This window comes from Xenophilus azovorans DSM 13620, from assembly GCF_000745855.1.
GTDB lineage: Bacteria > Pseudomonadota > Gammaproteobacteria > Burkholderiales > Burkholderiaceae_C > Xenophilus > Xenophilus azovorans.
Map to the genome: position 1 here is coordinate 1 of NZ_JQKD01000033.1, position 24,597 is coordinate 24,597.

The window sequence follows — 24,597 nt, forward strand, 5'->3', positions numbered from 1 at the left end:
TGTTCAGCCGCTCGGCGGGGTTCTTCTCGTCGTAGGCCGCGCCGCAGCGGCCCTCGACATCCAGTTCCATCAGGCGCTGGGCCATGAACTGCACCATCTGGCGCAGCACGTCGATGTCGGCTCCCTTCTCGGCAAGCTCGGTCAATGCCATAGTGGCGTTGGTCATCGTGATTTCCTTCGAGGACAGGTTTGGTGGGTCGCACCTCAAACCTTATCCGGACCTCACGATGGCCACCCCGAACAGGAGCGCCGCCGCTGGGCGGCAAGCCGCTTCGGGCTACGCCCTACGCGCCTTGCCGCCCAGCGAGTGAAAGAAGACTTACACCACTTCCTGGGACATCAACAAAATTTCCCGGCGCCAGAGATGCCACATTCGTCGAGAGGTGTCGCACATTCCTTGAGTTGCAACTCCGAGCACAGCGGCCAAGGCTGATCTTGACGCTGGGACAGTGGGTGCCGAGCTTTTTGGCCCCTCTGGCCGAGCGTCTTTCTGATTGGAAGTCATTGACGAGCCTCAATGCGATCGACCGTGCCGGCCCGGTTCGACACGAGGTGCGTTTCAATGGCAACGATATGGCGCCATGCTCCGTCGTGTGTCTTACTCATCCGAGCTTTCGTCCGCTCAACGTCAAAAAGCGTGAATATGGAGGTTCCAAGGGTGGAGATGCGGAGCACAAAATGGTCATAGACGCCATTTGCCAGTCAGGGGTTACCTTGCCATGAAGCCCGCCACATCTCACGCCCTGCTCGCCCGTCCCTGGGTGCCCGCCGCCTCGGAGGACCTCGTCCAGTCCATCGCCGCTGATGCCGCCGAGCGCGACGCGGCCTCCCTGGCCGGCGAGATCAACCGGCTCGTCGCCGAGAACCACCGCCTGCACGACACCGAGGGGTTGAACCTCAACCCCGCCACCAACGTGATGAACCCGGCGGCCGAGCGCCTGCTGGCCTGCGGCCTGGGCTCGCGTGCATCGTTGGGTTATCCCGGCGACAAGTACGAGATGGGCCTGGAGGCCATCGAGCGCATCGAGGTCGTCGCCGCCGAACTGGCGGCCGAGGTCTTCGGCGCGCGCTTCGCCGAGGTGCGCGTGGCCTCGGGCGCGCTGGCCAATCTGTACGTCTTCATGGCCACCTGCCGGCCGGGCGACACGATCATCGCGCCGCCGCCGAGCATCGGCGGCCACGTGACGCACCACGCCGCGGGCGCGGCGGGCCTGTACGGCCTGAACACCGTGCCCGCGCCGGTGCAGGCGGACGGCTACACCGTGGACGTGGACGCGCTGCGCGCGCTGGCCCTGGAGGTGCGGCCGCGCCTGGTCACCATCGGCGGCAGCCTGAACCTGTTCCCGCATCCGGTGGCGGCCCTGCGCGGGATCGCCGACGCCGTGGGCGCGCGGCTGATGTTCGACGCGGCGCACCTGTCGGGCATGGTGGCCGGCCGCGCCTGGCCGGACCCGCTGGCCGAGGGTGCCGACGTCATCACCATGAGCACCTACAAGAGCCTGGGCGGCCCGGCCGGCGGGCTGGTCGTCTCGAACGACGCGGCGCTGATGGAGCGCATCGACGCCATCGCCTACCCCGGCCTCACGGCGAACTTCGACGCCGGCCGCGTGGCCGCGCTGGCCCGTTCGCTGCTGGACTGGAAGGTGCACGGCCGGGCCTACGGCGCCGCCATGCGCGAGACGGCGCAGGCGCTGGCCGCGGCGCTCGACGCGCTGGGCCTGCCGGTGTTCGCGCGCTCGCGCGGCTTCACGCAGTCGCACCAGCTCGCGCTGGAGGCCGCCCGCTGGGGCGGCGGCCAGCGGGCCGCCAGGACGCTGGCCGAAGGCGGCCTGCTCGCCTGCGGCATCGGCCTGCCGGTGGCGCCGGTGGAGGGCGACGTCAACGGCCTGCGCCTGGGTGTGCCCGAGATCGTGCGCCTGGGCCTGGGCCCGCAGGACATGCCGATGCTGGCCGGCTGGATCGCCCGCGCGCTGGCCGGCGAGGGGGCGCAGGTGCGCGAGGAGGTGAAGGCGCTGCGGGCGCGGCTGGGGCCGCTGCGCTACGTGGTGAACTGATCCGGAGGTGAGGGCCGCTCCTCCGGAACGGTCACCGCCGCCCCGGTCTTCACGCGGTCCAGCGCGACGAGGCTGCGGTAGCTCTTGACGGCCTCGTTCTCGGCGAACAGGCGCCGGGTCAGGCGCTCGTAGGTGCGCATGTCCGAGGCGACGATGACCAGCACGAAGCTCGTGCCGCCCGTCACGTAGTAGCACTGCTGCACTTCCGGCGTGCCACGGAACAGGGCCTTGGCGGCGTCGACGGTCGCGGCGCGCTCGTCGTGCAGGTGCACCTCGACGATGGAGGTGATGGTGGCGGAGAGGGCTTCGGGGTCGACCAGCGCGACATTCGCCACGATGACGCCGGCCGCCTCCATGGCGGCGATCCTGCGTTGGATGGCCGCGGTGGACAGCGCCACCGCCTCGGCGATGACGCGCTGCGGCGTCTTGTTGTCCTGCTGCACCAGGCGCAGGATGGCCCTGTCATACCTGTCGAGAACGAACGGTGGCGACGCGCGCTTGCCGGGCATGTGCGAGTGATTTTTGCGTTGGAGGTCCGAGTTTCGAGCCAATTCAGCGCGACGTCGAGAATAAGATTCATCGATGACCCCGGACCCCGCCATGCCCATGACCGCCGCGCCCACGAGGGCGGCCGCCGGCATCGCCTACGGGGCGGGTGCGGGGGCCTTGTGGGGCCTCGTCTTTCTCGCTCCCGAGCTGGTGCGGGGCTTCGGTCCGCTTCAGCTGAGCGCAGGGCGCTACGCCTTCTACGGACTCATCGCCGCGGTGCTGATCGCGCCTCGGTGGCGCGCGATCCGCGGCTTCGTGTCGCGGCGCCAGTGGGTCAACCTGTTCTGGCTGGCGCTGGCCGGCAACACGCTCTACTACATCCTGCTGTCCGCGGCCGTGCAGATGGGCGGGATCGCGATGACCTCGCTGGTGATCGGCTTCCTGCCGGTGGCCGTCACCGTCATCGGCAGCCGTGACCGGGGCGCCGTTCCCCTCGGCCGCCTGCTGCCTTCCCTGTCCCTGTGCGCGCTGGGCGCCCTGTGCATCGGCTGGCAGGCGCTCGTGGCGCCGGCGGCGGGGTCGCCGGGCCGGCAGGCGGTGGCGCTGGCGTGCGCCGTCGGCGCGCTGGTCTCATGGACCGCCTTCGCGGTGGGCAACGCGCGCTGCCTGGCGCACCTGCACGAGGTGTCGGCGCACGACTGGAACCTGCTGACCGGGCTCGTGACGGGGGCGCAGAGCCTCGTGCTGATCCCGCTGGCGTTCGCGCTGGAGAGCACGGGCCAGGGCGCGGCCGAGTGGACGCGCTTCGCCGCGGTGTCCGTCGCGGTGGCCGTGCTGGCGTCCATGCTCGGCAACGCCTGCTGGAACCGCATGAGCCGCCTGCTGCCGCTGACCCTCGTCGGCCAGATGATCCTGTTCGAGACGCTGTTCGCGCTCGTCTACGGATGGATGTGGGAGCGCCGTGCGCCGACCCTGGCCGAGACGCTGGCGCTCGGATGCGTGGTCCTGAGCGTGCTGTCGTGCCTGGCGGCCCATCGCCGCGTCGGCGGCCTGGGCGCCGCGGCAGGCCCGGCGGGCGCCTGATCCCCTCAGCGCTCCACGGCCGGCCGCAGCGCCATCATCTCGCCGAACACGCCGGCGACGGCCGCCGGCGGCGCCTCGTCCTGCCGCCAGCGCACCGTCTGCGCCGACGCGCCCACGCCGCGCACCAGCGCGCAGCTCATGTTGCCGCCGCCCGCGTCGTCCTGCTGGCCGAAGCGCGCCTCGTCCAGCGCCTTGTTCCAGCGCGCGACCAGCGCCGGGTCGGTGCGCAGCAGCGCCGGCGGGTCGGCACGGCCGATGCCGCGGGTGAAGGTGCTGATGCGGCCGTCCGGCTGCGCCTCGATGCCGTGGAACAGCGCCGCGAAGCCGCCGCCGCATTCGGCGCGCAGCGGTGGCATGAAGGCATTGGGCGCGGAGGCCGGCGCGCCGCAGCCGGCCACCAGCAGCAGCGCGGCGGCGGCCAGCGCCGCCCGCACCGGTCCGGGGCGCTTCATCGGTGGGTTCATCGTGTTCTTCCTTGTCGGTACATGCCGGTGGCGCTGCGCTGCAGCGGCGTCGCCTGCGCCAGCCGGGCCAGCGTGCGGCCCACCTGGGCATGGGTGATGGCCAGGCCCAGCGCGTCGGCCGCGTCGGTGCCGGGCAGGCCGGGCAGGTCGAGCAGGCGGCGCACCATCTCCTGCACCTGCGTCTTGGCCGCCTTGCCGTGGCCGGCCACGGCCTGCTTCATCTGCAGCGCGGTGTATTCGGCCACCGCCAGGTCGTGGGCCACCAGCGCCGTCAGGCAGGCGCCGCGCGCCTGGCCCAGCAGCAGGGTGGACTGCGGGTTGACGTTGACGAAGACGATCTCCACCGCCGCCGCGTCGGGCCGGTAGCGCGCGGCCAGCTCGCCGATGCCGTCGAACAGTACCTTCAGCCGCGCCGGCAGCTCGCCTCGCGCCAGGTGCTTGGTGCTGATGGTGCCGCTGGCCACGTAGCGCAGTGCGGCGCCGTCCGCGTCCACCACGCCGAAGCCGGTGGTCTGCAGGCCGGGGTCGATGCCGAGGATGCGCATGTCACGGCACCTCGACGGCGCCCATGCGCGCCGTGATGGTGGCGCTGCGGCCGTTGAGGTAGGGCGAGTTCGGCCGCTGCTCGTAGAAGCGCGGGCTGGGCAGCATCACCGCCAGCCGCGCCGCCTCGCGGGCCGTGAGCTGCGCCGCGCTCTTGCGGAAGTAGCGCTGCGCCGCCGCCTCGGCGCCGAAGACGCCGTCGCCCCATTCCACGCTGTTGAGGTAGATCTCCAGGATGCGGCGCTTGCCGAGGAAGGTCTCCAGCGCGTAGGCGAGCACCAGTTCCTGGCCCTTGCGCAGCAGCGTGCGCTCGCCGGAGAGCAGCAGGTTCTTGGCGAGCTGCTGCGTGATGGTGGAGCCGCCGCGCAGTTGCGGCGGGCGCACTGGCTTGCCGCGCGCGGCGGCGCGGGCGGCGCGCTTGGCGGCCAGTTCCTCGGCCTTGGCGTTGCGCTGGCGGGCGCGCTCGATGGCCTCCCATTCCACGCCCTCGTGGTCGGTGAAGGCGGCATCCTCGCTGGCGATGACGGCGCGCTTGAGGTTGTCGTGGATGCGCTCGTAGGGCACCCACTGCTGACGCCAGCTCGCCTCGCCGCCGTCGCGCAGCGCGATGCGCCACATCTCGGAGCGCTGGAAGGTGGTGGACTGCGGGTCGATGGCCGCCATGGCAGCGATGCGCACGAGGAAGAACAGCTCCAGCGCGATGCCGGCGACGATCAGGCAGCTGATCCAACGCGCCAGCGCTCTCATGCCCTGGTATCGACGATGCGCCGCAGCTCGGCCAGCACCTCGGCGGCCGGCGGCGCCACGCCGCGCCACAGCGTGAAGGACTCGGCCGCCTGCTCCACCAGCATGCCCAGCCCGTCGCGTGGCTCGGCGCCCTGCGCGCGCGCCCAGGCCAGGAAGCCGGCGGCGGCGGGGCCGTACATCATGTCCACCGCCAGCGCGCCCTCGCGCAGCACGCCGGCGGGCACCGGCACGGCGTCGCCGGCCAGGCTGGCGGCAGTGCCGTTGACCAGCACGTCGAAGCGACCCGACACGCCGTCGAGCGGCTGCGCCTCCAGCACCACGCCCTGCGCCCGGGCCGGCGCGGCGTGGCGCTGCACCAGCGCGACGGCCTTGTCCCGCGTGCGGTTCGCGACCACCAGCCGGCGCACGCCGGCGTGCAGCAGCGGGCCGAGCACGCCGGCCGCGGCGCCGCCGGCGCCGACCAGCAGCAGCTCGGCGCCCGCCAGCGGCCGGCCGGCGTTGCGCTCGATGTCGTTGACCAGGCCGACGCCGTCGGTGTTGTCGCCGTACACGCTGCCGTCGGCCTCGAAGCGCAGCGTGTTCACCGCCTGGGCCAGCTCGGCGCGCTCGCTGCGGCGGTCGGCCAGCGCGGCGGCGTCGAACTTGAAGGGCACGGTGACGTTGCAGCCGCCGGCGCGGCCGCCCTGTGCCGCGGCCTCCTCGCGGAAGGCGGCCACCGCTTCGGCGAAGCCGCCCAGCGGCACCAGGCGCCGGCCGTAGTCCATCGGCTGGCCGGTCAGTTCGGCAAAGCGGGCATGGATCCACGGCGAGCGCGAGTGCTCCACCGGGTTGCCCATCACGCAGTAGCGGTCCATGGCGTTCTCGTCAGTTCTGCGGCTGCGTGGAGACGGCCGTTTCCAGCGTCTGGTCGCGCGTGAACTTGAAGCGCGAGGGCATCAGCAACTGGTCGGTCTGGCGGCGCATGGCGTCGGTGAAGCGGCCGAAGTTGCCGATGCTGGCGACGATGGCCTGCGCGCGGCGGTCCAGCTCCTTGTTGCCGGAGCTCTCGACGATCTCGGTGCCCAGCAGCGTGCCGTCGTGGTTGACCGCCACGATCATCGTCAGCTCGCCGTAGAGCTTCTTGCCGCCCGCCTCGGGGAAGCGCTCGGTGCCGCGCGCCTCGATGCGGCGGCGCAGCGCGTCCACGTAGACGGCGTAGGTGGCCTCCTTGGTGGCGGGGCTGACGAAGCGGCGCTTGGGCCGCGCGTTCTCCTCGTTGACGCGGCGCTCGATCTGGGCGAGCAGCTCCAGCAACTGGCGGCGCTTTTCCTCCTGTGCCGCCCGCTCGGCGGTCTGGCCGGTGCGGCGCGGGTCGGGCTGCGGCATGGCGGCGAGCTGGCGCTTGATCTGCGCCAGCAGCAGGGTCTGCTGCTCCTGCATCGCCTCGATCTGCCTTTGCGCCTCTTCGGCGGAGTCGCCGATGGCGGTGAAGGCCGACGGCGGCAGCGGGCTGGTGGCGCGGCCCTTGGCCAGGTCGCCGCCGCCGGCCAGGGAGGTCTGGGCCAGCGCGGCGGGCTTGTCGGGCACCTCGCCCTGGCCGCGCGCGTTGACCAGGATGATCTCCAGCGGCGATTCCTGCAGCAGGCGGTCGAAGCGCTCCGGGTCGGCGAAGCGCACGGCCAGCAGCCCCAGGTGCACGGCCACCGACAGGCCGAGCGCGATCTGCATCGTGCTGAGGTCGCGGATGTTCATGCGTTCGGCGGGCGGGTCAGGCGGGGTTCACCTCGGCGCCGGCGGGGCGCTCGCCGGCCTCGGCATCGTCGACGTCCACCGCGATGGCCAGCGGGCCGGCGGTGGCTTCCTCCTCGTCGGCCGCTTCCTCGTCGAGGGCGGCGGGCGCCGCGGCGGCGTCGAGGCGCTCGACCACGGTGCCGTTGACGGCCAATGCGATCTCGTCGACGTCGCCCAGGCGCACGCGCAGCCGGCTGCCGCGCGGCAGGCCCTGCGCGCCCAGCACCGGCAGCACCAGCGGCAGCGCGTCGGCCCGCGCCAGCGCCTCACCGGCGCCGGCATCGCGGATCAGCGTGGCCTCCAGTTCGCGGATGCCCTGCTGCTGCAGGTACTTGAGCGTCCAGAAGCGCTCCATGCCGGCCTGGTGGGCGTTGTAGGCCGTGTAGGCGGCGTCGAAGGCGGACAGGATCGCCATCAGCTGCGCGTCCTTCGGCTTGAAGGGCGCGGCCAGCGCGGCCGTGCGGCCGTGGCGGGCGGCGGCGATGATCTGCCACTGGTTCACCAGGTCGGTGTAGCGGCGCAGCGGCGAGGTGCTCCAGGCGTAGCTTTTCACGCCCAGCCCGGCATGCGGCAGCGCGCGCGTGCCCATGCGCACCTTGATGCCCGGCGCCAGGCTGGCCTGGCTGCGGTAGAGCGCCGGCACGCCCAGCTCGGCCAGCCAGCAGCCCCAGTGGCTGTTGGCCAGGATCATGGCCTCGGAGACCATCAGGTCCAGCGGCGCGCCGCGCCGGCGCGTGGTGATCTGCACCTGCTCGCTGCCGTTCGGTTCGCCTTCGCTTCCGACCAGGCGGAAGGTGTAGTCGGGCCGCGAGAAGCTCTCCGGCTTGCCGCGCACCACCTCGCGCGCGGCCTTCAGGTGCCGCGCCAGCCGCCACAGGAAGGCCAGCGGCGCGCGCAGCGCCCAGGCCTCGGGCGGGCCCTGCTCGGCGGGGGCATGGGCCAGGTCCAGCCAGGCCTCGTCGATCACGCCGTCGAGCCGGTCGTGGCGCAGGTTGGCCACCACCGGCACGCGCTCCAGGCGCGTCTCGGCGCCCTGCAGTTCGAGCGTGGCCTCGTCGAAGCGGGCGTACAGCGAGACGGCCGGCCGGTCGCCGCCGTCCAGCAGCGTGTAGGCGTCCACCACGGCGTCCGGCAGCATGGTGATCTTGTGGCCGGGCATGTAGACGGTCGAGAGGCGGTTGCGCGCCACCTGGTCGAGCGCGTCGCCCGGCGCCAGCGCCAGCCCCGGCGCGGCGATGTGGATGCCGACCGTGACCGTGCCGCTGCCCAGGCCCTGCACCGACAGCGCATCGTCGATCTCGGTGGTGTGCGAGTCGTCGATGGAGAAAGCCTGCACGCCCTCGGCCAGCGGCAGCGCTTCGGTGATGGCCGGCGCCGCCAGCCCGCCGGGGAAGCCCGGGCCCTTGGGGAAGTTCTCGAACAGGAAGCGCTGCCAGTGGAACTGGTAGGCCGAGTCGATGGCGCCGGCGCGCTCCAGCAGCGCCAGCGGCGCGGTCTGCGTGCTGCGGGCGGCCTCCACCACGGCCTTGTACTCGGGCGCGTTCTTGTCGGGCTTGAACAGGATGCGGTAGAGCTGCTCGCGTATCGCGTCCGGGCAGCGGCCCGCGGCCAGTTCGCCGGCCCAGGCGGCGATCTGCGCCTGCACCGCCTTCTTCTTCTCGATGGCGGCGAGCGCCTGCTGCACGATCTCGGCCGGCGCCTTGCGGAAGCGCCCCTTGCCGGCGCGGCGGAAGTAGTGCGGCGCGTCGAACAGCGCGAACAGCGCCGCCGCCTGCTGCGCCAGCGAGGGCTTGTCGCCGAAGTAGTCGGCAGCCAGGTCGGCGAAGCCGAATTCCTCCTCGGGGGCGAAATCCCAGGCGAGCTGAAGGTCCACGCCGGCGGCCAGCGTGCGCGCCTCGGCGATCAGTTCAGGGGGCGTGGGCTTGTCGAAGCGCAGCACCACGTTGGCTGCCTTGACCTTCACCCGCTTGCCGGTCTCCAGTTCCACCTGGGCCGAGGCTTCCGCCTCGGAAAGCACGCGGCCACCCAGGTATTTACCGGCTTCTTCGAACAACACGAACATCGCGCGATTGTCCCATGCGCCCGGGAGCGCAGAGCCCCTGCCGGCTGCGTTCGCCCCTGGCGCGGCCCGGCGGGCTCAGGCCAGGTCCAGGAACGCCAGCACCGCCTCCAGGTGCGCCGTCTCGAAATCGGAGATGGCGTGGTCGCCGCCCTCGATCAGGCGCACGCGGCTGTCGGGGTAGCGGGCGGTCATCTCGCGCCAGTCCAGCACCTCGTCGCCCTTGGCGATCACGGCCATCGCGCGCTCCGGCCGGGGCAGGGGGCCGGCCTGCAGGGCGCGCAGCTCGTCCACGAAATCGGCGCGGAAGAAGAAGCGCTCCTGCGGGTCGTGCCAGGCGGTCTGTTCGCCGATGTACTTCTGCAGGTCGCGCTCGGGGTGCACCGCCGGGTTGAGCAGCACGGCGCGGCAGCCGGTGCGCGCGGCCACCCAAGTGGCGTAGAAGCCGCCCAGCGAGGAGCCGACCACCGCCATCCGTTCGCGCGGCCAGCCGGCGATGCCCGCCTCGATCAGCGCCGCCGCCTCGCGCGGCGAGGGCGGAAGCTGCGGGCACCACCAGTGCGCCGCCGGGTGGCGTGCGGCCACCGCGCGCGCCATGGCCTGCGCCTTGGCCGAGCGGGGAGAGGAACGGAAGCCGTGCAGGTACAGCAGGTGGGTCGCTTGCATGGGCGCCACTCTAGATGCTGCCGCGGCCACGAAAAAGCCCCGCCGGAGCGGGGCTGCAGGGACGGCGCGTGCTCAGAAGCTCTTGTACAGCGCGATCTGCTTTTTCATCTCCACCTGCCGCGCGCTGCGCGCCCACAGCTCCATCGAGTTGAAGGAGACGCCCTGCGCGTACTGGAAGGGCCCCACGCCGGGCACGGCGCTGTAGCAGTGCACGTCCGCGGCCGACTGCGGCGAGCAATACAGCATGGCGGTGCGGGCCGTGTTGCGCACCAGCGTGCCGTCGTTGAAGCGCTGGCTGCCCTGGGCGCCCACGCGTCCGGTCACCGAGAAGCTGGTCGGGGCGAGCGCACCCGCCGGCACCGTCCAGGCGTCGCCGCCGCCTTCGCTGCTGAAGTCGATGTTGTTCGGGTCGCTGTCGCTGGGGGCGCCGAAGGTGATGCGGCCGGTCACGGCGGTGGCCGCCAGCAGTTCGGCCCGCTGCGCCGGAGCGAGCTGCGCGAACTTCAGCTGCCGCACCTCGTTGATGGTCTGCGCCCGCGCCAGCGTGCGGTAGCTCTGCACCACCGGGCTGCCGGCCACCGGAAAGAACTCCATCTTCCACACGCCTTGGTCCTTGAGCGCGCGGATCTGCGCCTCGCCGTACTGCGGATCGACGAAGAAGATGTTGGGCTCCTCGTCGGCCAGGTTGCCCGCGGTGGCCGGGTCGGCGTAGCCGGTGGCCAGGCGGACGATGCTGGTCACCGTCCTGCTGTCGTCGGCGCGGTGCGCCACCAAGTAGGACAGGCCGCTCTCGGGCGAGAACTTGATCACCTGCCCCCACGGCGCCGTCACCAGCACGTGGCTCAGCACCGGCTGGCCGCTGCCGTTGATGCGGTTGTCGATGCTGATGTTGTAGCCGGTGGTGAAGGCGTTGTAGGCCGGCATGTTGAGGTACTCCCGGTCTTCGGAGACGGGGCGGACCGTGGCGCCGTAGCCGTAGCTGTTGCCGGTGAGCTTGAGCGCGCCGTCCTGGTTGCGCACCACCAGCGTCTCGTTGTCGGTGTTGCCCAGGCGGTCGGTCCAGCGGTAGCTCAGCACCAGGTCGGTCTGTCCACCCTGGACGCGGAAGAACTCGAAGTTGCCGCGGTCGTGCCTGAGCCCGGTGGGGCCGAAGCGGAACAGCGAGGACCAGGCGCCGCGGCCCTGCGCATTGCGGCCGACGGTCCCGCCGTTGGCCGCATAGGTGGCCGGGTCGTCGTCGACGAACAGCGTGCGGCAGGCCGGCGCGGTGACGTTCGCCGCGGTGCCGGTCGCGTCGGCGTCGTCGCTGGTGGCGGTGTCCACGCGCTGCGTCACCGGCAGGGCGAAGCAGGCGTCCAGCCGCTGGAAGAAGCCGGCCACCTGCGCCGGCGTCGGGATGGCCGAGAGCTGGTCGGCCGTGACCGCGGGCAGCACGGGGGCGGCCTCGTCGGAGGTGCGGTAGCTCAGCGAGACCGGCTGGCCGTCCGCGCTGGGCGCCTTGACGGTGATCTCGATGTTGGCGGCGGTGCCGTCCGGGCGCACGCTGACGGTGATTGCGTCCAGCACCCGGTCCTGGCCGGTGCCGTCGGCCACCAGGGGGCCGCCGAAGGGATCGATGCCTGCCTGCCCCAGCGCCTGCAGCAGCGGCTCCAGGGTCGCCAGCAGGGCCTGCACCTCGCTGCGGATCGCATCGTCGTTGACCAGATCGGGGTTGCTCTGGATCGCCTGGGCGAGGCTGGCGGGGTTGCCGTCCGGCGCCAACTGGGCCGCCACGATGGTGGTCAGCGGGGTGATGTTGAGCGTGCCGCCTTCCGCGCTGGCGCTGATGCTGTAGAGCGCCTGCTCGTCGCGCAGCACGCGCACCACCAGCGGCGCGGCGGTGTCGACGGGCAGTTCGCAGTCGTAGCTGCCGGCGGCGTCGGTGACGGTGCTGCACACGGTCTGGCCGCGCTGGTCCAGCACCTCCAGCCGGGCGTCGGCGAAGGCGGCGCCGGTGGCCGCCACGCCGCGCAGCACGGCGCCGCCGGAGGGTTCCGGCGTGGTGGGGGTGCCCGGCGTGGTCGGGTCGCCGCCGGTGCCGCCGGTCGGCGGCAGGAAGGCCAGGCCGCCGCCGCCCCCGCCTCCGCCGCCGCAGGCGGCCAGGGTCAGGAGCAGGGCGGCGGCGCTGGCGAGGCGGGACGCAGCGGGACGGGGTGCGCGCATGGAGGATCTCCGGAAATGTGAAAAGTTGTTATCGAGGCGCGGCGAGTGTCCGGAAATCCTCCGGAAGTCCCCATCCCATGAACATGTGAGCCGACGTCGCGCACCGGCGACGCCGCTGTTGCGACGTGTATCCTCCGCCGCCATGGAGCGCATGCCGCCGATCGACGCCCGCCCCCCGGCCGAGGCCTGGGGCGTGCTGGCCGTGGAGGACGACCTGCGCGCCCGGGCGTTCTTCGAGTCCAGCGTGCGGGCCTGCGCCGGGCTGCGCTGGCTGGCGGGGCTGGGCAGCGTGGCCGAGGCGCTGGCGTGGCTGCAGGGCGCGCCGCAGCGGCCCGACGTGCTACTGGTCGACCTGGGGCTGCCGGACGGCAGCGGCGTGGAGGTGATCCGGGCCGTGCGCGCCCGCTGCCCGGACTGCGAGCCGCTGGTGGTGTCGGTGTTCGGCGACGAGGAGAGCGTGCTGGCCAGCATCGAGGCCGGCGCCGTCGGCTACCTGCACAAGGATTCGGCGCCCGAGGACATCGCCCAGACCATCCTGGAGGTCAAGCGCGGCGCCTCTCCCATCTCGCCCATGATTGCGCGCCGCGTGCTGGCCAAGTACCGCAGCCTGCGCGCCGCGGAGCCGGGCGCGGCCCCGCCGGAGCAGGCGGCGGACGTCGTGCCGTCGCTGCTGTCGGTGCGCGAGCAGGAAGTGCTCACGCTGATCGCGCGGGGCTTCTCCTACGCCGAGATCGCGCGCCTGAAGGGCCTGAGCGTGCACACCGTGCAGACGCACATCAAGAACCTGTACGGCAAGCTGGCCGTGCACTCGAAGAACGAGGCGGTGTTCGAGGCGACCCGGCTCGGCCTGCTGTGAGCGGATGGCGGCGCGCGGCCTGCGTGGCCGCCTGGCTGTGCTGCTGGGGCCTGGCCGCCCTGCTGCCGCCGGCGGCGCGGGCGGCGCAGGACGAGCCGGTGCAGGCCCTGCGCATGGCGCGCATCCAGGCCGTGATCGACGGCCGGCCGCAGGACTGGCGCACCGTGCCGCTGCCCTACCACTGGGACCGCCTGCACCGCAACCACGGCGGCCGGGCCGTGGTCGAGGCCCGCTTCGACCTGCCCGGCGGCCCGTCCGCCCAGCCCTACACGCTGTACTTCCCGCTGATCGGCAATGCCGCGGCCGTCTGGCTCAACGGCAAGCTGCTGGTGCGCTACGGCGACCTGGACGCGGCCGGCCGCGACGACTACGGGAAGATCGCCCGCCAGGTGGCGGTGCCGCCCGCCCTGCTGGCGGCGCACAATCTCCTGCGCATCGAGCTGCGCGCCGACGGCGGGCGGCGCGGCGGCCTGTCGGAGATCTACATCGGCCCCACCGAGCAGGTGCAGGCCCATCCCGCGGCCCGCGCCGGCGCGCTGCGCTACGCGGGCTCGCTGTTCCTGGGCGCCTTCAGCCTGGTGGTGGGCTTCATCGCATTGATGTGCTGGGCCAGCCAGCGCGTGGTGGACGCCGACGGCCGGCTGCGCCGCGAGACCCTGTACCTGTGGGCCGGGCTGGCCGAGCTGTGCTGGTCGGTGCGGGTGTTCGACGCGCTGATCGAGCACCCGCCGCTGGCCTGGCCCCTGTGGGGCGTGCTGATGACCGGCACCTACGCCGGCTGGGTCGGCGGCGTGCTGCTGTTCTGCCACCGCGCGGCGGGCTGGGAGCACCGGCGCTCGATGCGCTTCATGCAGGCCGCGGCGGGCGCGCTGGTGGTTGCCGGGCTGGTGTGCTCGGCCCTGTCCTTCGCCTGGTTCCGCCCGGTGCTGCTGACCGGCTGGCTGGGCGCGGTGAACCTGTGCGCGGCCCTGTACGCACTGGTCTACATGGCGGCCACGGTGCGCCGCCCCACCACCGCGCGCGTGCTGCTGGCGGCCGCCGGCGTGCTCAACGTGGCCGTCGGCGTGCGCGACTGGGTCACCATCCGCCTCGGCAACGACCTGGGCGCCGTCACCTGGAACCGCTACGTCTCGATCGCCTTCGGGCTGGCGCTGCTGTACATCGTGCTGCGGCGCTTCCAGCAGGCCAGCGGGCAGGCGCGCGAACTGCTGGGCACGCTGCAGGCGCGGGTGGCCGCGCGCGAGCAGGAGCTGGCCAGCACCTACGGCCGCCTGGAGGCGGCGGCGCGCGAGCAGGCCCGCAACCACGAGCGCGAGCGCATCCTGCGCGACATGCACGACGGCGTCGGCTCCCACATCAGCGCCGCCATCCGGCAACTGCAGTCGGGCCGTTCCACCTCGGACGAGGTGCTGCGCACCCTGCGCGACTCCATGGACCAGCTCAAGCTGTCGATCGACGCCATGCAGCTGCCGCCGGGCGACGTGCAGGCGCTGCTGGCCGGCCTGCGCTACCGGCTGGAGCCGCGCCTGGCGGGCGCCGGCCTCGCGCTGGAATGGGCGGTGCAGGAACTGCCCCCGTGGCCCGGGCTGGACGCGCAGGCCATGCGGCAGTTGCAGTTCCTGCTGTTCGAGGCCATCTCCAACGTGCTGCAGCACGCGCATGCCCGCGTGCTGCGGCTGGAGGCCGGCGCCGGCCCCGGCGGGCTGGCGATCCGCATCGTCGACGACGGGTGCGGCTTCGATGCCGGCCGCGCGCCGCGGGCGCTGCAGGTGCGCGCGGCGTCGCTGGGCGCGCGGCTGGGCGTGCGCTCCGCGCCCGGCCGCACCGAGGTGGCGTTCACCCTGCCCGCCGCCTGAATCCGGCCGGCGCCGCGCGGATAATCGCGCCGCCATGTCCGCCGTCTTCCAGCAGCCCTCCCTCTTCCGGCGCATCCTGCCGGTGTTCCAGGGTTTCGACGGGCTGCTGGCGCTGGCCGTGCTGATGCTGTGCGGCGCCGGGCTGGTCACCATGTACTCCTCCGGCTACGACCACGGCAGCCGCTTCATGGACCACGGGCGCAACATGCTGCTGGCCGCGGGCATCATGTTCGTGGTGGCGCAGATCCCGCCGCAGCGGCTGATGAGCCTGGCGCTGCCGCTGTACGTGCTGGGCGTCGGCCTGCTGGTGGCGGTGCTGCTGTTCGGCATCACCAAGAAGGGCGCCACGCGCTGGATCAACATCGGCATCGTCGTGCAGCCCAGCGAGCTGCTCAAGATCGCCACGCCGCTGATGCTGGCCTGGTGGTTCCAGCGGCGCGAGGGACAGTTGCGGCCGCTGGACTTCGCCGTCTCCTTTTTCCTGCTGGCGCTGCCGGTGGGCCTGATCATGAAGCAGCCCGACCTGGGCACCTCGCTGCTGGTGCTGGCGGCGGGGCTGGCGGTGATCTTCTTCGCCGGGCTGCCCTGGAAGCTGATCGTGCCGCCGGTGGCCGTCGGCATCGTGGCGGTGTCGCTGATCGTCGGCTTCGAGTCGCAGCTGTGCGCCGACGGGGTGGACTGGAAGGTGCTGCACGACTACCAGAAGCAGCGCGTGTGCACCTTGCTGGACCCGACCAAGGACCCGCTGGGCAAGGGCTTCCACATCATCCAGGGCATGATCGCCATCGGCTCTGGCGGCGTGGGCGGCAAGGGCTTCATGCAGGGCACGCAGACGCACCTGGAATTCATCCCCGAGCGCACCACCGACTTCATCTTCGCCGCCTACTCCGAGGAGTTCGGCCTGGCGGGCAACCTGTTCCTGCTGTTCTCCTTCCTCTTCCTCATCGGCCGCGGGCTGATGATCGCGCTGGAGGCGCCGACCCTGTTCTCGCGCCTGCTGGCCGGCGCGGTGACGATGATCTTCTTCACCTACGCCTTCGTGAACATGGGCATGGTCAGCGGCATCCTGCCGGTGGTGGGCGTGCCGCTGCCCTTCATCAGCTACGGCGGCACGGCGATGGTCACGCTGGGGCTGGCGCTGGGCATCCTGATGTCGATCGCGCGGGCCAGGCGGTTGATGCAGACCTGAAGGCCCTGGGCAGAATGGCGCCCGAGACACCACCACAAGGAGAGCTCCCGCCATGCACCCGTCCCTCGCCCGATGCGCCGCCGGCGCCCTGCTCGCCGGTACGGCCCTCGTGAGCGCCGCCCAGATGCCGCCCGCCGCGCCACCCCTCTCGGCCGCCGACAGCGACCCCGTGCGCCTGGGCTGGATGCAGGGCGCGCCGGTGCCCCCCGACAAGCAGGTCACCTTCCAGAACGCCGGCCGCTTCCCGCAGATCCGCTGGGCGCTGCAGCACATGCGCGAGCTGGTGCCCAGCCGCAACGTGTGGCGCGGCAGCGGCGCCGCCTTCGAGTTGCCGCGCGGCGAGCGCGACTGGTCCGCCTTCCGCTTCGCCGGCGTGGACGGCCAGCCGATGGACATCGACGCCTACGCCGCCGGCACCTACACCGATGCCCTGCTCGTGCTGCACCGGGGCCGGGTGGTGCTGGAGCGCTACTGGAGCGGCATGACGCCGAACACGCCGCACTCGGTGTTCTCCGTCACCAAGTCGATCACCGGCGTGCTGGCCTCGCAGCTCATCGCCGAAGGCAAGCTGGACCCGGACGCCCGGGTCACGCAGTACATCCCCGAGCTGGCCGGCACCGCCTGGGACGACGCCACCGTGCAGCAGACGCTGGACATGACCGCCGGCGTGCACTTCCGCGAGGACTACGCGGACCCGACCTCCGAGGTGATCCAGTACGCCATGGCCTCCGGCCTGGTGCCCTCGCCGCCCAGCTGGAACGGGCCGCGCGACACCATCAGCTTCCTGCGCACGCTGAAGAAGGAGGGCGAGCACGGGGTCGGCTTCTCCTACAAGACGGTCCACTCCGAGGTGGTGGGCTGGCTGGTGCTCAAGGTCACGGGCAAGCCTTTCTCGCAGAACCTGTCGGAGCGCATCTGGTCGCGCATGGGCACCGAGAACGACGCCAGCATCAACATCGACCGGCTGGGCTTCGAGTCGATGGGCTCGGGCTTCAACGCCACCGCGCGCGACCTGGCGCGCTTCGGCGAGATGCTGCGCAACGAGGGCCGCGTCGGTGGCCTCTTCAGCCGCGAGCAGCTGGTGCCCAAGGCGGCGGTGGACATGATCCGCGCCGGCGGCGACCGCGAGAAGTTCAAGGCCGGCAACCAGGCGGCGCGGCCGGGCTACTCCTACCGCAACCAGTGGTGGGTCCTGCACAACGCCGACGGCGCCTACGAGGCCTCCGGCATCCACGGCCAGTACATCCACGTCAACCCGGCGGCCGAGGTGGTGATCGTGCGCCTGGGCTCCTCGCCCGTGGCGGCCAACGGCCCGGCGCACCCGCTGCACATGCGGGCCTTCCAGGCCATCGCCGACGCGGTGCGCTGAAGCCGCCCGCCTTCAGGGCAGCGCGAAGGCCATGACGTAGTCGCCGCGCTCCTTGGAGTAGGCGGCGCCGCCGGCCGAGATCACCACGTACTGCTTGCCCGTCCTGGGCGACACGTAGGTCATGGGCGTGGCGCTGCTGCCCACGGGCATCGCGTGCTTCCAGACTTCGGCGCCGGTCTGCGCGTCGTAGGCGCGCAGGTAGAAGTCCTGGGTGCCCGCGAAGAACACCAGCCCGCCCGCCGTGGCCAGCGTGCCCGCATAGGTGGGCATGCCGATCGGCATGGGCAGCCCCAGCCGCACGCCCAGCGGGCCGAGCTGCTCGGCCGTTCCGGCCGGCACCTGCCAGGCCACCTTGCGCGTCTTCAGGTCGATGGCGGTGAGGGTGCCGAAGGGCGGCTGCACGCAGGGCACGCCCAGCCTGGAGAACCAGATGGTGGTGTAGATGCCGTAGGGCGTGCCGGCCTGCGTCGAGGGGCCGTGCCCGTCGCTCACCGGCGGGTACTTCTTGGCGAAGGCGGGGTAGTCGTCGCGCGGCACGAGCTGGAACACGCTGGGCACGCGGATGTCGTTGAGGAAGACGCGCTGGTTGGCGGTGTCCACCGACACGCTGCCCCAGTTCAGGCCGCCGACGTTGCCCGGGTGCTCGATGGCGCGCTGCAGCCCGGGCGGGGTGAAGTCGCCGTCATAGCGCAGGGTGCGGAACTCGATGCGGCACAGCAACTGGTCGAACATCGTCATGCCCCACATCCTGCGTTCGTCCAGCCGCTCGGCGCCGACGGTGGGCATGCCGACCGAGTAGGGCTGGGTGGGCGAGAGCGTCTCCTCGGGCACGGCGCCTTCCTGCGTCACGGGCTTCTCGGCGACCTCGGCCAGCGGCTGGCCGGTGGCGCGGTCGAGCAGGAAGAGCTGGCCGCGCTTGGTGGTCTGCAGCACGGCGGGCACCGTGCCGCCCTTTCCGTCGGGCAGGTCGATCAGGGCGGGCTGCGAGGGCAGGTCGTAGTCCCAGATGTCGTGGTGCACCGTCTGGAACTTCCAGCGCGGGCGGCCGGTGGCCACGTCGAGCGCGACCAGCGTGGCGTTGTATTCGTCCGAATGCGCCGGGCGGCCCTGCCCGAAGTAGTCGGGCGTGGCGTTGCCCAGCGGCGCGTAGATCAGGCCGAGCTTGTCGTCGTAGGCGGCCGTGGTCCACATGTTGGGCGTGCCCGGCGTGTAGGTCTGGCCCTCGGGCGGCAGCTTCGTGATGTCCGGGTTGCCCAGGTCCCAGGCCCAGACCAGCTCGCCGGTGCGGGCGCTGAAGGCGCGGATCACGCCCGAGGGCTCGCCGCGCATCTGGTTGTCCACCACCCAGCCGCCGACGACGATCAGGTCGCGCGCCACCAGCGGCGCCGAGGTCTGGAAATAGAAGCCGGGCCGCACCGTCCCCATGCCGTGCGCCAGCGACACCGTGCCCTTGTCGCCGAATTCCTCGCAGGGCTTGCCGGTGCGGGCGTCCAGCTCGATCAGGCGGGCGTCGATGGTGGTCTGCACGATGCGCTCGCGGCAGGCGCCCTCCGGCGCGGCGGCGGCTTCCTGCGGCGCCTTCCAGTAGCCCAGGCCGCGGCAGCGCTGCCAGAAAGGCGACTTGGCCTGCGGGTCGAAGACCCAGCGCTCCTGGCCGCTGTCGGCATCGAGCGCGATCAGCTTGTCGTTGCGCGTGCAGCTGTAGACCAGGTCGCCGATCTGCAGCGGCGTGTTCTGGTCCACGCCCGGCTGCGTGTCGCCGGTGCGGTAGCTCCAGGCCAGCTTGAGCTGCGACACCGTTTCGCGGTTGATCTGGTCGAAGGGCGCGTCGCGTCGGCCTTCCGTCGTGCGGCCGTAGGCGCTCCAGTCCACCGGCCGGTTGTCGCCGCCCGGCGGCGTATAGGCCATGGATGCATCGGGGCGCACCACGCCGTGCGGCATGAAGGCCAGCCCGAAGCCGAGCACGAAGAGCAGCGCGAACACGGCGCCGGCGAGGCGCCAGGGCGCGGCGCTGCCGCCCTCGGGCGCGCGCGGCGCCAGCAGCAGGGAGACGGCGGCCAGCGCCAGCGGCGCCATCAGGCGCGGGAACAGCGCCCAGAAATCGAGGCCGCTCTCCCACAGCGCCCAGGGCAGGGTGAGGACCGCCAGCGCCGCCACCCACAGCGCGCTGCTGCGCCGCCGGCGCCACATCTGCAGCGCCGCCCACAGCAGGACAAGCCCCGCGGCCACGTAGTAGGGCGACCCCCCGAGCAGAAGCAGCCGGGCGCCGCCCAGCGCCAGACCCAGACCCATGAGCGCCACCAGCAGCGCCCACACACGCGATACGACAAGCATGCTTTCCCTTGTTTCAAGTCGAGACCGCGCCGACTCTAGGGAACATCGCCCGCCCGCGGGATCGCCATGAGGACACGGTGGGCATTCGATCCGGCCCGCGCGCGCATGGGCTTGCCGGTGCTAGGCGACGCGCCGGCCCGCGTCTTCCTAGAATGGCCTTCATGATCTCCCGCGAACCCACCCTCGAGCGCCTGGCCACGGCGCAGCAGCTCCTGCTCGCCCCCTTCGGGCTGGACGAGACGCACCTGGCGAAGGCGCTGGCCGAGATCCGCGCCCACAAGGTGGACGACGCCGACCTGTACTTCCAGTACACCCGCGCCGAGGGCTGGAGCCTGGAGGAGGGCATCGTCAAGACCGGCAGCTTCAGCATCGACCAGGGCGTGGGCGTGCGCGCGGTCAGCGGCGAGAAGACCGCCTTCGCCTATTCGGACGACATCTCCGAGGCCTCGCTGCTGGACGCCGCGCGCACCGTGCGCGCCATCGCCGCGGCCGGCAAGTCGGCCCGGGTGAAGGCGCCGGCGCGCAAGGTGGCGCCCAGCCGGCAGCTCTACGGCGGCATCGACCCGATCGCCAGCCTGGACAGCACGGCCAAGGTGCAGTTGCTGGAGCAGGTCGAGCAGCTCGCCCGCGCGCGCGACCCGCGCGTCGTGCAGGTGATGGCGGGCCTGGCCAGCGAGTACGACGTGGTGCTGGTGGCGCGCGCCGACGGCACCCTGGCGGCCGACGTGCGGCCGCTGGTGCGCCTGTCGGTGACGGTGATCGCCGAGCAGAACGGGCGGCGCGAGATGGGCTTCGGCGGCGGCGGCGGGCGCTTCGGGCTGGCGTACTTCAGCCAGGCGCAGATCGCCGAGTACGTGGAGCAGGCGGTCGGCGCGGCCCTCACCAACCTCGAGTCGCGCCCCGCCCCGGCCGGCGAGATGACGGTGGTGCTCGGCCCCGGCTGGCCCGGCATCCTGCTGCACGAGGCCATCGGCCACGGCCTGGAGGGCGACTTCAACCGCAAGGAGTCCAGCGCCTTCTCCGGCCGCATCGGCCAGCGCGTGGCGGCCAAGGGCGTGACGGTGCTGGACGACGGCACCATCGCCGACCGGCGCGGCTCGCTCAACGTGGACGACGAGGGCAACCCCAGCCAGCGCAACGTGCTGATCGAGGACGGCATCCTCAAGGGCTACATCCAGGACGCGCTCAACGCCCGGCTGATGAACGTCAGGCCCACCGGCAACGGCCGGCGCGAGAGCTACGCCCACGTACCCATGCCGCGCATGACCAACACCTACATGCTCGGCGGCGACAAGGACCCCGACGAGATCGTCGCCAGCATCGGCAAGGGCCTGTACGCCACCAACTTCGGCGGCGGCCAGGTGGACATCACCAGCGGCAAGTTCGTCTTCTCCGCCAGCGAGGCCTGGTGGGTCGAGAACGGGAAGAAGCTCTATCCAGTGAAGGGCGCCACCATCGTCGGCAACGGCCCCGACGCGCTCACGCGCGTGAGCATGATCGGCAACGACATGGCGTTGGACAGCGGCGTGGGCACCTGCGGCAAGGAAGGCCAGAGCGTGCCCGTCGGCGTCGGCCAGCCGACCTTGCGCATCGACGGGCTGACGGTCGGCGGCACGGCTTGACGGCCCGGATGATGGCAATCCGCAACAGTCTTTCCCGCCGCCGTGTGCTAGAGTCGGCCCCTATGCCCGCCGCACGCGCTTTCTACTTTGCCTACTTTTGGTTCCCGGACTCCGGCGGACGAGTGGCGCGCGCGTAAAAGCAGACAGACCGAACCTCGAAGAACCGCCGGTGCGAAAGCCCCGGCGGTTTTTTCTTGGCCGCTCCGAATCACATCACAGCACCCGAGGAAGAAAAAAGCATGAGCCCCCAAGCGACCCCCGGCACCAGCGAGTCCTGGTATGCGCAGCCCGTCGAGAAAACAGGCCAGACCGACGACCAGCGCATCAAGGACATCAACGTGCTTCCCCCGCCCGAACACCTCATCCGCTTCTTCCCGATCCGCGGCACGCCGGTGGAGACGCTGATCGGCCAGACCCGCCGCAGCATCCACAACATCATGGCCGGCAAGGACGACCGGCTGCTGGTGATCATGGGACCGTGCTCCATCCACGACCCGGCCGCGGCGGTGGAGTACGGACGGCGCCTGAAGGCCGAGCGCGACAAGTACGCCGGCACGCTGGAGATCGTGATGCGCGTGTATTTCGAGAAGCCGCGCACCACGGTCGGCTGGAAGGGCCTGATCAACGACCCCTACCTGGACGAGAGCTACCGCATCGACGAGGGCCTGCGCATCGCGCGCCAGCTGCTCATCGACATCAACCGCGTCGGCCTGCCGGCGGCCAGCGAGTTCCTCGACGTGATCTCGCCGCAGTACATCGGCGACCTGATCAGCTGGGGTGCGATCGGCGCGCGCACCACCGAGAGCCAGGTGCACCGCGAGCTGGCCAGCGGCCTGTCGGCGCCGATCGGCTTCAAGAACGGCACCGACGGCAACATCCGCATCGCCACCGACGCCATCCAGGCGGCGGCGCGCGGGCACCACTTCCTCTCGGTGCACAAGAACGGGCAGGTCGCCATCGTCCAGACCAAGGGCAACAAGGACTGCCACGTCATCCTGCGCGGCGGCAAGGCGCCCAACTACGACGCCGCCAGCGTCGAGGCCGCCTGCAAGGACCTGGAGGCCGCCAAGCTGCCGCCCACGCTGATGGTCGACTGCAGCCACGCCAACAGCAGCAAGCAGCACGGCAAGCAGATGGACGTGGCGCGCGACATCGCCGGGCAGATCGCCGGCGGCAGCCGCCGCGTCTTCGGCGTGATGGTGGAAAGCCACCTGCAGCCCGGCGCGCAGAAGTTCACCCCCGGCAAGGACTCGATCGCCGCGCTGGAATACGGCAAGAGCATCACCGACGCCTGCCTGGGCTGGGACGATTCGCGGGAACTGCTCGAGACGCTGTCGCAGGCCGTCAAGCAGCGCCGCGGCTGAGGGTTCAGATGAACCGCGCGAGCGCCGGCCAGTGGTGGCGCAATGCGGCGGCCTCGTCGCCGGCCGCATCCATCAGCGCGAAATCGGCGAACTCGAAGCCCGGTGCCACGGCGCAGGCCAGCAGGCTGTAGTCGCCGGCCGGGTGCTGCGCCAGCGGCTCGGCCGCCTGCCACTGGCCGGCCGGCACCACGTGCTGCGGGCGGGTGCCGTGGTCGTCCACCGGACCGAGGCGCACGTGGGCCGGCGCGGTGCGCAGGGCAGGGTCGGCGGTCCACAGGGCCAGCGGCACGCCTTCCAGATGCGTCCACAGCTCGTCGGACGCCACCCGGTGCCAGCGCGAGTGCCGGCCGGCTTCCAGCAGGAAGTAGATGCTGGTCAGCGCCGCGCGGGGCGCGCGGCCGTCGGTGCACTGCACCTGCGCGCCGGAGCGGAACATCTCGCGGTACCAGCCGCCCTCGGGGTGCGGCTGCAGGCCCAGCGTGTCGATCAGGTGGCGGGCGCGCATGGGCGGGCTCCTTTGGCTTCTTCTTCAGTGCCGCAGCGCGGCCAGCAGCCGCTCGTGGATGCCGCCGAAGCCGCCGTTGCTCATGCAGACGATGTGGTCGCCCGGCCGGGCGGCGGCGCTGACCTGCGCCACCAGCGCATCGATGCTCCCGGCGGTGGCGGCGCGCGCGCCCAGCGGCGCGAGGGCCGCGGCGGCATCCCAGTCGAGGCCGGCGGTGTGGCAGAAGGCGAGATCGGCGTCGCGCAGGCTGTCGGGCAGCAGCGCGGCCATGGTGCCCAGCTTCATGGTGTTGCTGCGCGGCTCGAACACGGCCAGGATGCGCTCCGCCTGCCGGCCCTCGCCGTCGAGCCGGCGGCGCAGCCCGTCCAGCGTGGTGAGGATGGCCGTCGGGTGGTGCGCGAAATCGTCGTACACGCGGATCGACGCCTCGCCGGGCCGTGCCGCCTCGCCGCGCAGCTCCATGCGCCGCCGCACGTTGCGGAAGGACGAGAGCGCCTGCGCGGCGTCGGCCGGCGCCACGCCCACGTGCTCCGCCGCCGCGATGGCGGCCAGCGCGTTCATCTGGTTGTGCGCGCCGGTCAGCGCCCACGCGACGCGCCCCACCGGCCGGCCGTCGCGCAGCACGGCGAAGGCGTGCTGCGCGCCCTCGGCGCGCCAGCGCGCTTCGCCGCGGCTGCCGAAGCCTTCCACGCCGCTCCAGCAGCCCATCGCCAGCACGCGCGCCAGGCTCGCCTCGTCGGCGTTGACGACCAGCCGCCCGCTGGCCGGCACGGTGCGCACCAGGTGATGGAACTGCCGCTCGATCGCCGCCAGGTCGTCGAAGATGTCGGCGTGGTCGAACTCCAGGTTGTTCAGGATCGCCGTGCGCGGGCGGTAGTGGACGAACTTGCTGCGCTTGTCGAAGAAGGCGGTGTCGTACTCGTCGGCCTCGATGACGAAGCCGTTGCCCTGGCCGAGACGTGCCGACACGCTGAAGTCCAGCGGCACGCCGCCGACCAGGAAGCCCGGCGCGAGGCCCGCCTGCTCCAGCACCCAGGTCAGCATGGAGGTCGTGGTCGTCTTGCCGTGCGTGCCGGCCACCGCCAGTACGTGGCGGTCGGCCAGCACGTGCTCGGCCAGCCACTGCGGCCCGCTGGTGTAGCGGGCGCCGGCATCGAGGATCGCCTCCATCAGCGGGAACTTGGGCGATCCATCCGCCAGGCGCGTTCGAGAGACCACGTTGCCGATCACGAACACGTCGGGCGCCAGCGCCATCTGGTCGGCCGCGTAGCCCTCGATCAGCTCGATGCCCAGGGCGCGCAGCTGGTCGCTCATCGGCGGGTAGACACCGGCGTCGCAGCCCGTCACGCGGTGGCCGGCCTCGCGCGCGAGTGCCGCCACGCCGCCCATGAAGGTGCCGCAGATGCCGAGGATGTGGATGTGCAT

20 protein-coding genes and 1 pseudogene are annotated in these 24,597 nt (G+C 72.1%); 8 read left to right on the plus strand and 13 right to left on the minus strand.

Annotated features, from left to right (window positions below; translation table 11 throughout):
* Positions 1–166, minus strand: a pseudogene (locus Q392_RS32860) (IS256 family transposase); the annotation flags it as partial.
* A gap of 553 nt (positions 167–719) precedes the next feature.
* Between Q392_RS32860 and Q392_RS17425 the strand changes: the two are divergent.
* On the plus strand, positions 720–2,054 hold the full coding sequence (locus Q392_RS17425) for a serine hydroxymethyltransferase (protein ID WP_038210485.1): 1,335 nt from the start codon (positions 720–722) through the stop codon (positions 2,052–2,054).
* Here the strand turns inward: Q392_RS17425 and Q392_RS17430 are convergent.
* A complete protein-coding gene (locus Q392_RS17430) occupies positions 2,039–2,563 on the minus strand; it encodes an Lrp/AsnC family transcriptional regulator (RefSeq protein WP_051953631.1) in 525 nt (174 codons plus the stop codon). The two genes, Q392_RS17425 and Q392_RS17430, sit on opposite strands and share 16 nt — an antisense overlap.
* Positions 2,564–2,636: 73 nt before the next feature.
* Here Q392_RS17430 and Q392_RS17435 point away from each other — a divergent pair, with 73 nt between their 5' ends.
* Entirely contained in the window at positions 2,637–3,626 is a 990-nt protein-coding gene (locus Q392_RS17435) for a DMT family transporter (protein ID WP_051953635.1), read from the plus strand.
* 5 nt (positions 3,627–3,631) lie between these two features.
* Here the strand turns inward: Q392_RS17435 and Q392_RS17440 are convergent, their stop codons facing one another.
* The 8 genes from Q392_RS17440 to Q392_RS17475 all read right to left on the minus strand — a co-directional run bounded on the left by Q392_RS17440 (position 3,632) and on the right by Q392_RS17475 (position 12,077).
* On the minus strand, positions 3,632–4,090 hold the full coding sequence (locus Q392_RS17440) for a hypothetical protein (protein ID WP_157008045.1): 459 nt from the start codon (positions 4,088–4,090) through the stop codon (positions 3,632–3,634).
* Entirely contained in the window at positions 4,087–4,635 is a 549-nt protein-coding gene (gene ruvC / locus Q392_RS17445) for a crossover junction endodeoxyribonuclease RuvC (RefSeq protein ID WP_038210490.1), read from the minus strand. The genes Q392_RS17440 and ruvC overlap by 4 nt, the downstream gene beginning before the upstream one ends.
* Before the next feature lies 1 nt (position 4,636).
* Positions 4,637–5,380 (minus strand): transglycosylase domain-containing protein, encoded by a 744-nt coding sequence (locus Q392_RS17450; protein ID WP_038210492.1) that lies wholly within the window; start codon positions 5,378–5,380, stop codon positions 4,637–4,639.
* A complete protein-coding gene (aroE, locus tag Q392_RS17455; RefSeq protein WP_038210494.1) occupies positions 5,377–6,234 on the minus strand; it encodes a shikimate dehydrogenase in 858 nt (285 codons plus the stop codon). The genes Q392_RS17450 and aroE overlap by 4 nt, the downstream gene beginning before the upstream one ends.
* Positions 6,235–6,244: 10 nt before the next feature.
* On the minus strand, positions 6,245–7,111 hold the full coding sequence (locus Q392_RS17460) for an energy transducer TonB (protein WP_038210496.1): 867 nt from the start codon (positions 7,109–7,111) through the stop codon (positions 6,245–6,247).
* Positions 7,112–7,127: 16 nt separating this feature from the next.
* Entirely contained in the window at positions 7,128–9,212 is a 2,085-nt protein-coding gene (locus Q392_RS17465) for a ribonuclease catalytic domain-containing protein (RefSeq protein ID WP_038210498.1), read from the minus strand.
* A gap of 75 nt (positions 9,213–9,287) precedes the next feature.
* The gene (locus Q392_RS17470) at positions 9,288–9,875 is read right to left on the minus strand and encodes a YqiA/YcfP family alpha/beta fold hydrolase (RefSeq protein ID WP_038210499.1); all 588 of its coding nucleotides are present in this window, start codon (positions 9,873–9,875) and stop codon (positions 9,288–9,290) included.
* Between the two features lie 72 nt (positions 9,876–9,947).
* Complete coding sequence (locus Q392_RS17475) at positions 9,948–12,077, minus strand: hypothetical protein (RefSeq protein WP_038210501.1); 2,130 nt, start codon at positions 12,075–12,077, stop codon at positions 9,948–9,950.
* Between the two features lie 142 nt (positions 12,078–12,219).
* On the opposite strand from Q392_RS17475, the gene Q392_RS17480 reads away from it, so the two are divergent.
* From Q392_RS17480 to Q392_RS17495, 4 genes are read left to right on the plus strand one after another with little or no spacing between them, the layout of a single operon-like run.
* Positions 12,220–12,933, plus strand: coding sequence for a response regulator (locus Q392_RS17480; RefSeq protein WP_038210503.1), 714 nt, complete (start codon positions 12,220–12,222; stop codon positions 12,931–12,933).
* Between the two features lie 23 nt (positions 12,934–12,956).
* Positions 12,957–14,789 carry a sensor histidine kinase gene (locus Q392_RS17485; protein WP_245610744.1) on the plus strand — a complete coding sequence of 611 codons (1,833 nt, stop codon included), beginning with the start codon at positions 12,957–12,959 and terminating at the stop codon, positions 14,787–14,789.
* Between the two features lie 34 nt (positions 14,790–14,823).
* Complete coding sequence (gene rodA, locus Q392_RS17490; RefSeq protein WP_038210506.1) at positions 14,824–15,978, plus strand: rod shape-determining protein RodA; 1,155 nt, start codon at positions 14,824–14,826, stop codon at positions 15,976–15,978.
* A gap of 52 nt (positions 15,979–16,030) precedes the next feature.
* The gene (locus Q392_RS17495; protein ID WP_038210507.1) at positions 16,031–17,347 is read left to right on the plus strand and encodes a serine hydrolase domain-containing protein; all 1,317 of its coding nucleotides are present in this window, start codon (positions 16,031–16,033) and stop codon (positions 17,345–17,347) included.
* A 12-nt stretch (positions 17,348–17,359) separates the two neighbouring features.
* Here Q392_RS17495 and Q392_RS17500 read toward each other — a convergent pair whose 3' ends face one another.
* Positions 17,360–19,681 carry a membrane-bound PQQ-dependent dehydrogenase, glucose/quinate/shikimate family gene (locus Q392_RS17500; protein ID WP_038210510.1) on the minus strand — a complete coding sequence of 774 codons (2,322 nt, stop codon included), beginning with the start codon at positions 19,679–19,681 and terminating at the stop codon, positions 17,360–17,362.
* Between the two features lie 161 nt (positions 19,682–19,842).
* Here Q392_RS17500 and tldD point away from each other — a divergent pair, with 161 nt between their 5' ends.
* Positions 19,843–21,303: a metalloprotease TldD gene (tldD, locus tag Q392_RS17505; protein WP_038210578.1), complete on the plus strand. Its 1,461-nt coding sequence runs from the start codon at positions 19,843–19,845 to the stop codon at positions 21,301–21,303.
* Between the two features lie 239 nt (positions 21,304–21,542).
* Positions 21,543–22,667 carry a 3-deoxy-7-phosphoheptulonate synthase gene (locus tag Q392_RS17510; protein ID WP_038210512.1) on the plus strand — a complete coding sequence of 375 codons (1,125 nt, stop codon included), beginning with the start codon at positions 21,543–21,545 and terminating at the stop codon, positions 22,665–22,667.
* Positions 22,668–22,671: 4 nt separating this feature from the next.
* Here Q392_RS17510 and Q392_RS17515 read toward each other — a convergent pair whose 3' ends face one another.
* Together Q392_RS17515 and mpl are read right to left on the minus strand one after the other, a co-directional pair.
* Positions 22,672–23,172 (minus strand): cupin domain-containing protein, encoded by a 501-nt coding sequence (locus tag Q392_RS17515; RefSeq protein WP_038210513.1) that lies wholly within the window; start codon positions 23,170–23,172, stop codon positions 22,672–22,674.
* 24 nt (positions 23,173–23,196) lie between these two features.
* Positions 23,197–24,597 carry a UDP-N-acetylmuramate:L-alanyl-gamma-D-glutamyl-meso-diaminopimelate ligase gene (mpl, locus tag Q392_RS17520; RefSeq protein ID WP_038210514.1) on the minus strand — a complete coding sequence of 467 codons (1,401 nt, stop codon included), beginning with the start codon at positions 24,595–24,597 and terminating at the stop codon, positions 23,197–23,199.

What these genes read in the sequence shown, in the direction of transcription:
- Q392_RS17425 (WP_038210485.1), top strand. Translation starts at nt 720, where the DNA reads ATGAAGCCCGCCACATCTCACGCCCTGCTCGCCCGTCCCTGGGTGCCC.
- Q392_RS17430 (WP_051953631.1), bottom strand. Translation starts at nt 2,563, where the DNA reads ATGCCCGGCAAGCGCGCGTCGCCACCGTTCGTTCTCGACAGGTATGAC.
- Q392_RS17435 (WP_051953635.1), top strand. Translation starts at nt 2,637, where the DNA reads ATGACCCCGGACCCCGCCATGCCCATGACCGCCGCGCCCACGAGGGCG.
- Q392_RS17440 (WP_157008045.1), bottom strand. Translation starts at nt 4,090, where the DNA reads ATGAACCCACCGATGAAGCGCCCCGGACCGGTGCGGGCGGCGCTGGCC.
- ruvC (WP_038210490.1), bottom strand. Translation starts at nt 4,635, where the DNA reads ATGCGCATCCTCGGCATCGACCCCGGCCTGCAGACCACCGGCTTCGGC.
- Q392_RS17450 (WP_038210492.1), bottom strand. Translation starts at nt 5,380, where the DNA reads ATGAGAGCGCTGGCGCGTTGGATCAGCTGCCTGATCGTCGCCGGCATC.
- aroE (WP_038210494.1), bottom strand. Translation starts at nt 6,234, where the DNA reads ATGGACCGCTACTGCGTGATGGGCAACCCGGTGGAGCACTCGCGCTCG.
- Q392_RS17460 (WP_038210496.1), bottom strand. Translation starts at nt 7,111, where the DNA reads ATGAACATCCGCGACCTCAGCACGATGCAGATCGCGCTCGGCCTGTCG.
- Q392_RS17465 (WP_038210498.1), bottom strand. Translation starts at nt 9,212, where the DNA reads ATGTTCGTGTTGTTCGAAGAAGCCGGTAAATACCTGGGTGGCCGCGTG.
- Q392_RS17470 (WP_038210499.1), bottom strand. Translation starts at nt 9,875, where the DNA reads ATGCAAGCGACCCACCTGCTGTACCTGCACGGCTTCCGTTCCTCTCCC.
- Q392_RS17475 (WP_038210501.1), bottom strand. Translation starts at nt 12,077, where the DNA reads ATGCGCGCACCCCGTCCCGCTGCGTCCCGCCTCGCCAGCGCCGCCGCC.
- Q392_RS17480 (WP_038210503.1), top strand. Translation starts at nt 12,220, where the DNA reads ATGGAGCGCATGCCGCCGATCGACGCCCGCCCCCCGGCCGAGGCCTGG.
- rodA (WP_038210506.1), top strand. Translation starts at nt 14,824, where the DNA reads ATGTCCGCCGTCTTCCAGCAGCCCTCCCTCTTCCGGCGCATCCTGCCG.
- Q392_RS17495 (WP_038210507.1), top strand. Translation starts at nt 16,031, where the DNA reads ATGCACCCGTCCCTCGCCCGATGCGCCGCCGGCGCCCTGCTCGCCGGT.
- Q392_RS17500 (WP_038210510.1), bottom strand. Translation starts at nt 19,681, where the DNA reads ATGCTTGTCGTATCGCGTGTGTGGGCGCTGCTGGTGGCGCTCATGGGT.
- tldD (WP_038210578.1), top strand. Translation starts at nt 19,843, where the DNA reads ATGATCTCCCGCGAACCCACCCTCGAGCGCCTGGCCACGGCGCAGCAG.
- Q392_RS17510 (WP_038210512.1), top strand. Translation starts at nt 21,543, where the DNA reads ATGAGCCCCCAAGCGACCCCCGGCACCAGCGAGTCCTGGTATGCGCAG.
- Q392_RS17515 (WP_038210513.1), bottom strand. Translation starts at nt 23,172, where the DNA reads ATGCGCGCCCGCCACCTGATCGACACGCTGGGCCTGCAGCCGCACCCC.
- mpl (WP_038210514.1), bottom strand. Translation starts at nt 24,597, where the DNA reads ATGCACATCCACATCCTCGGCATCTGCGGCACCTTCATGGGCGGCGTG.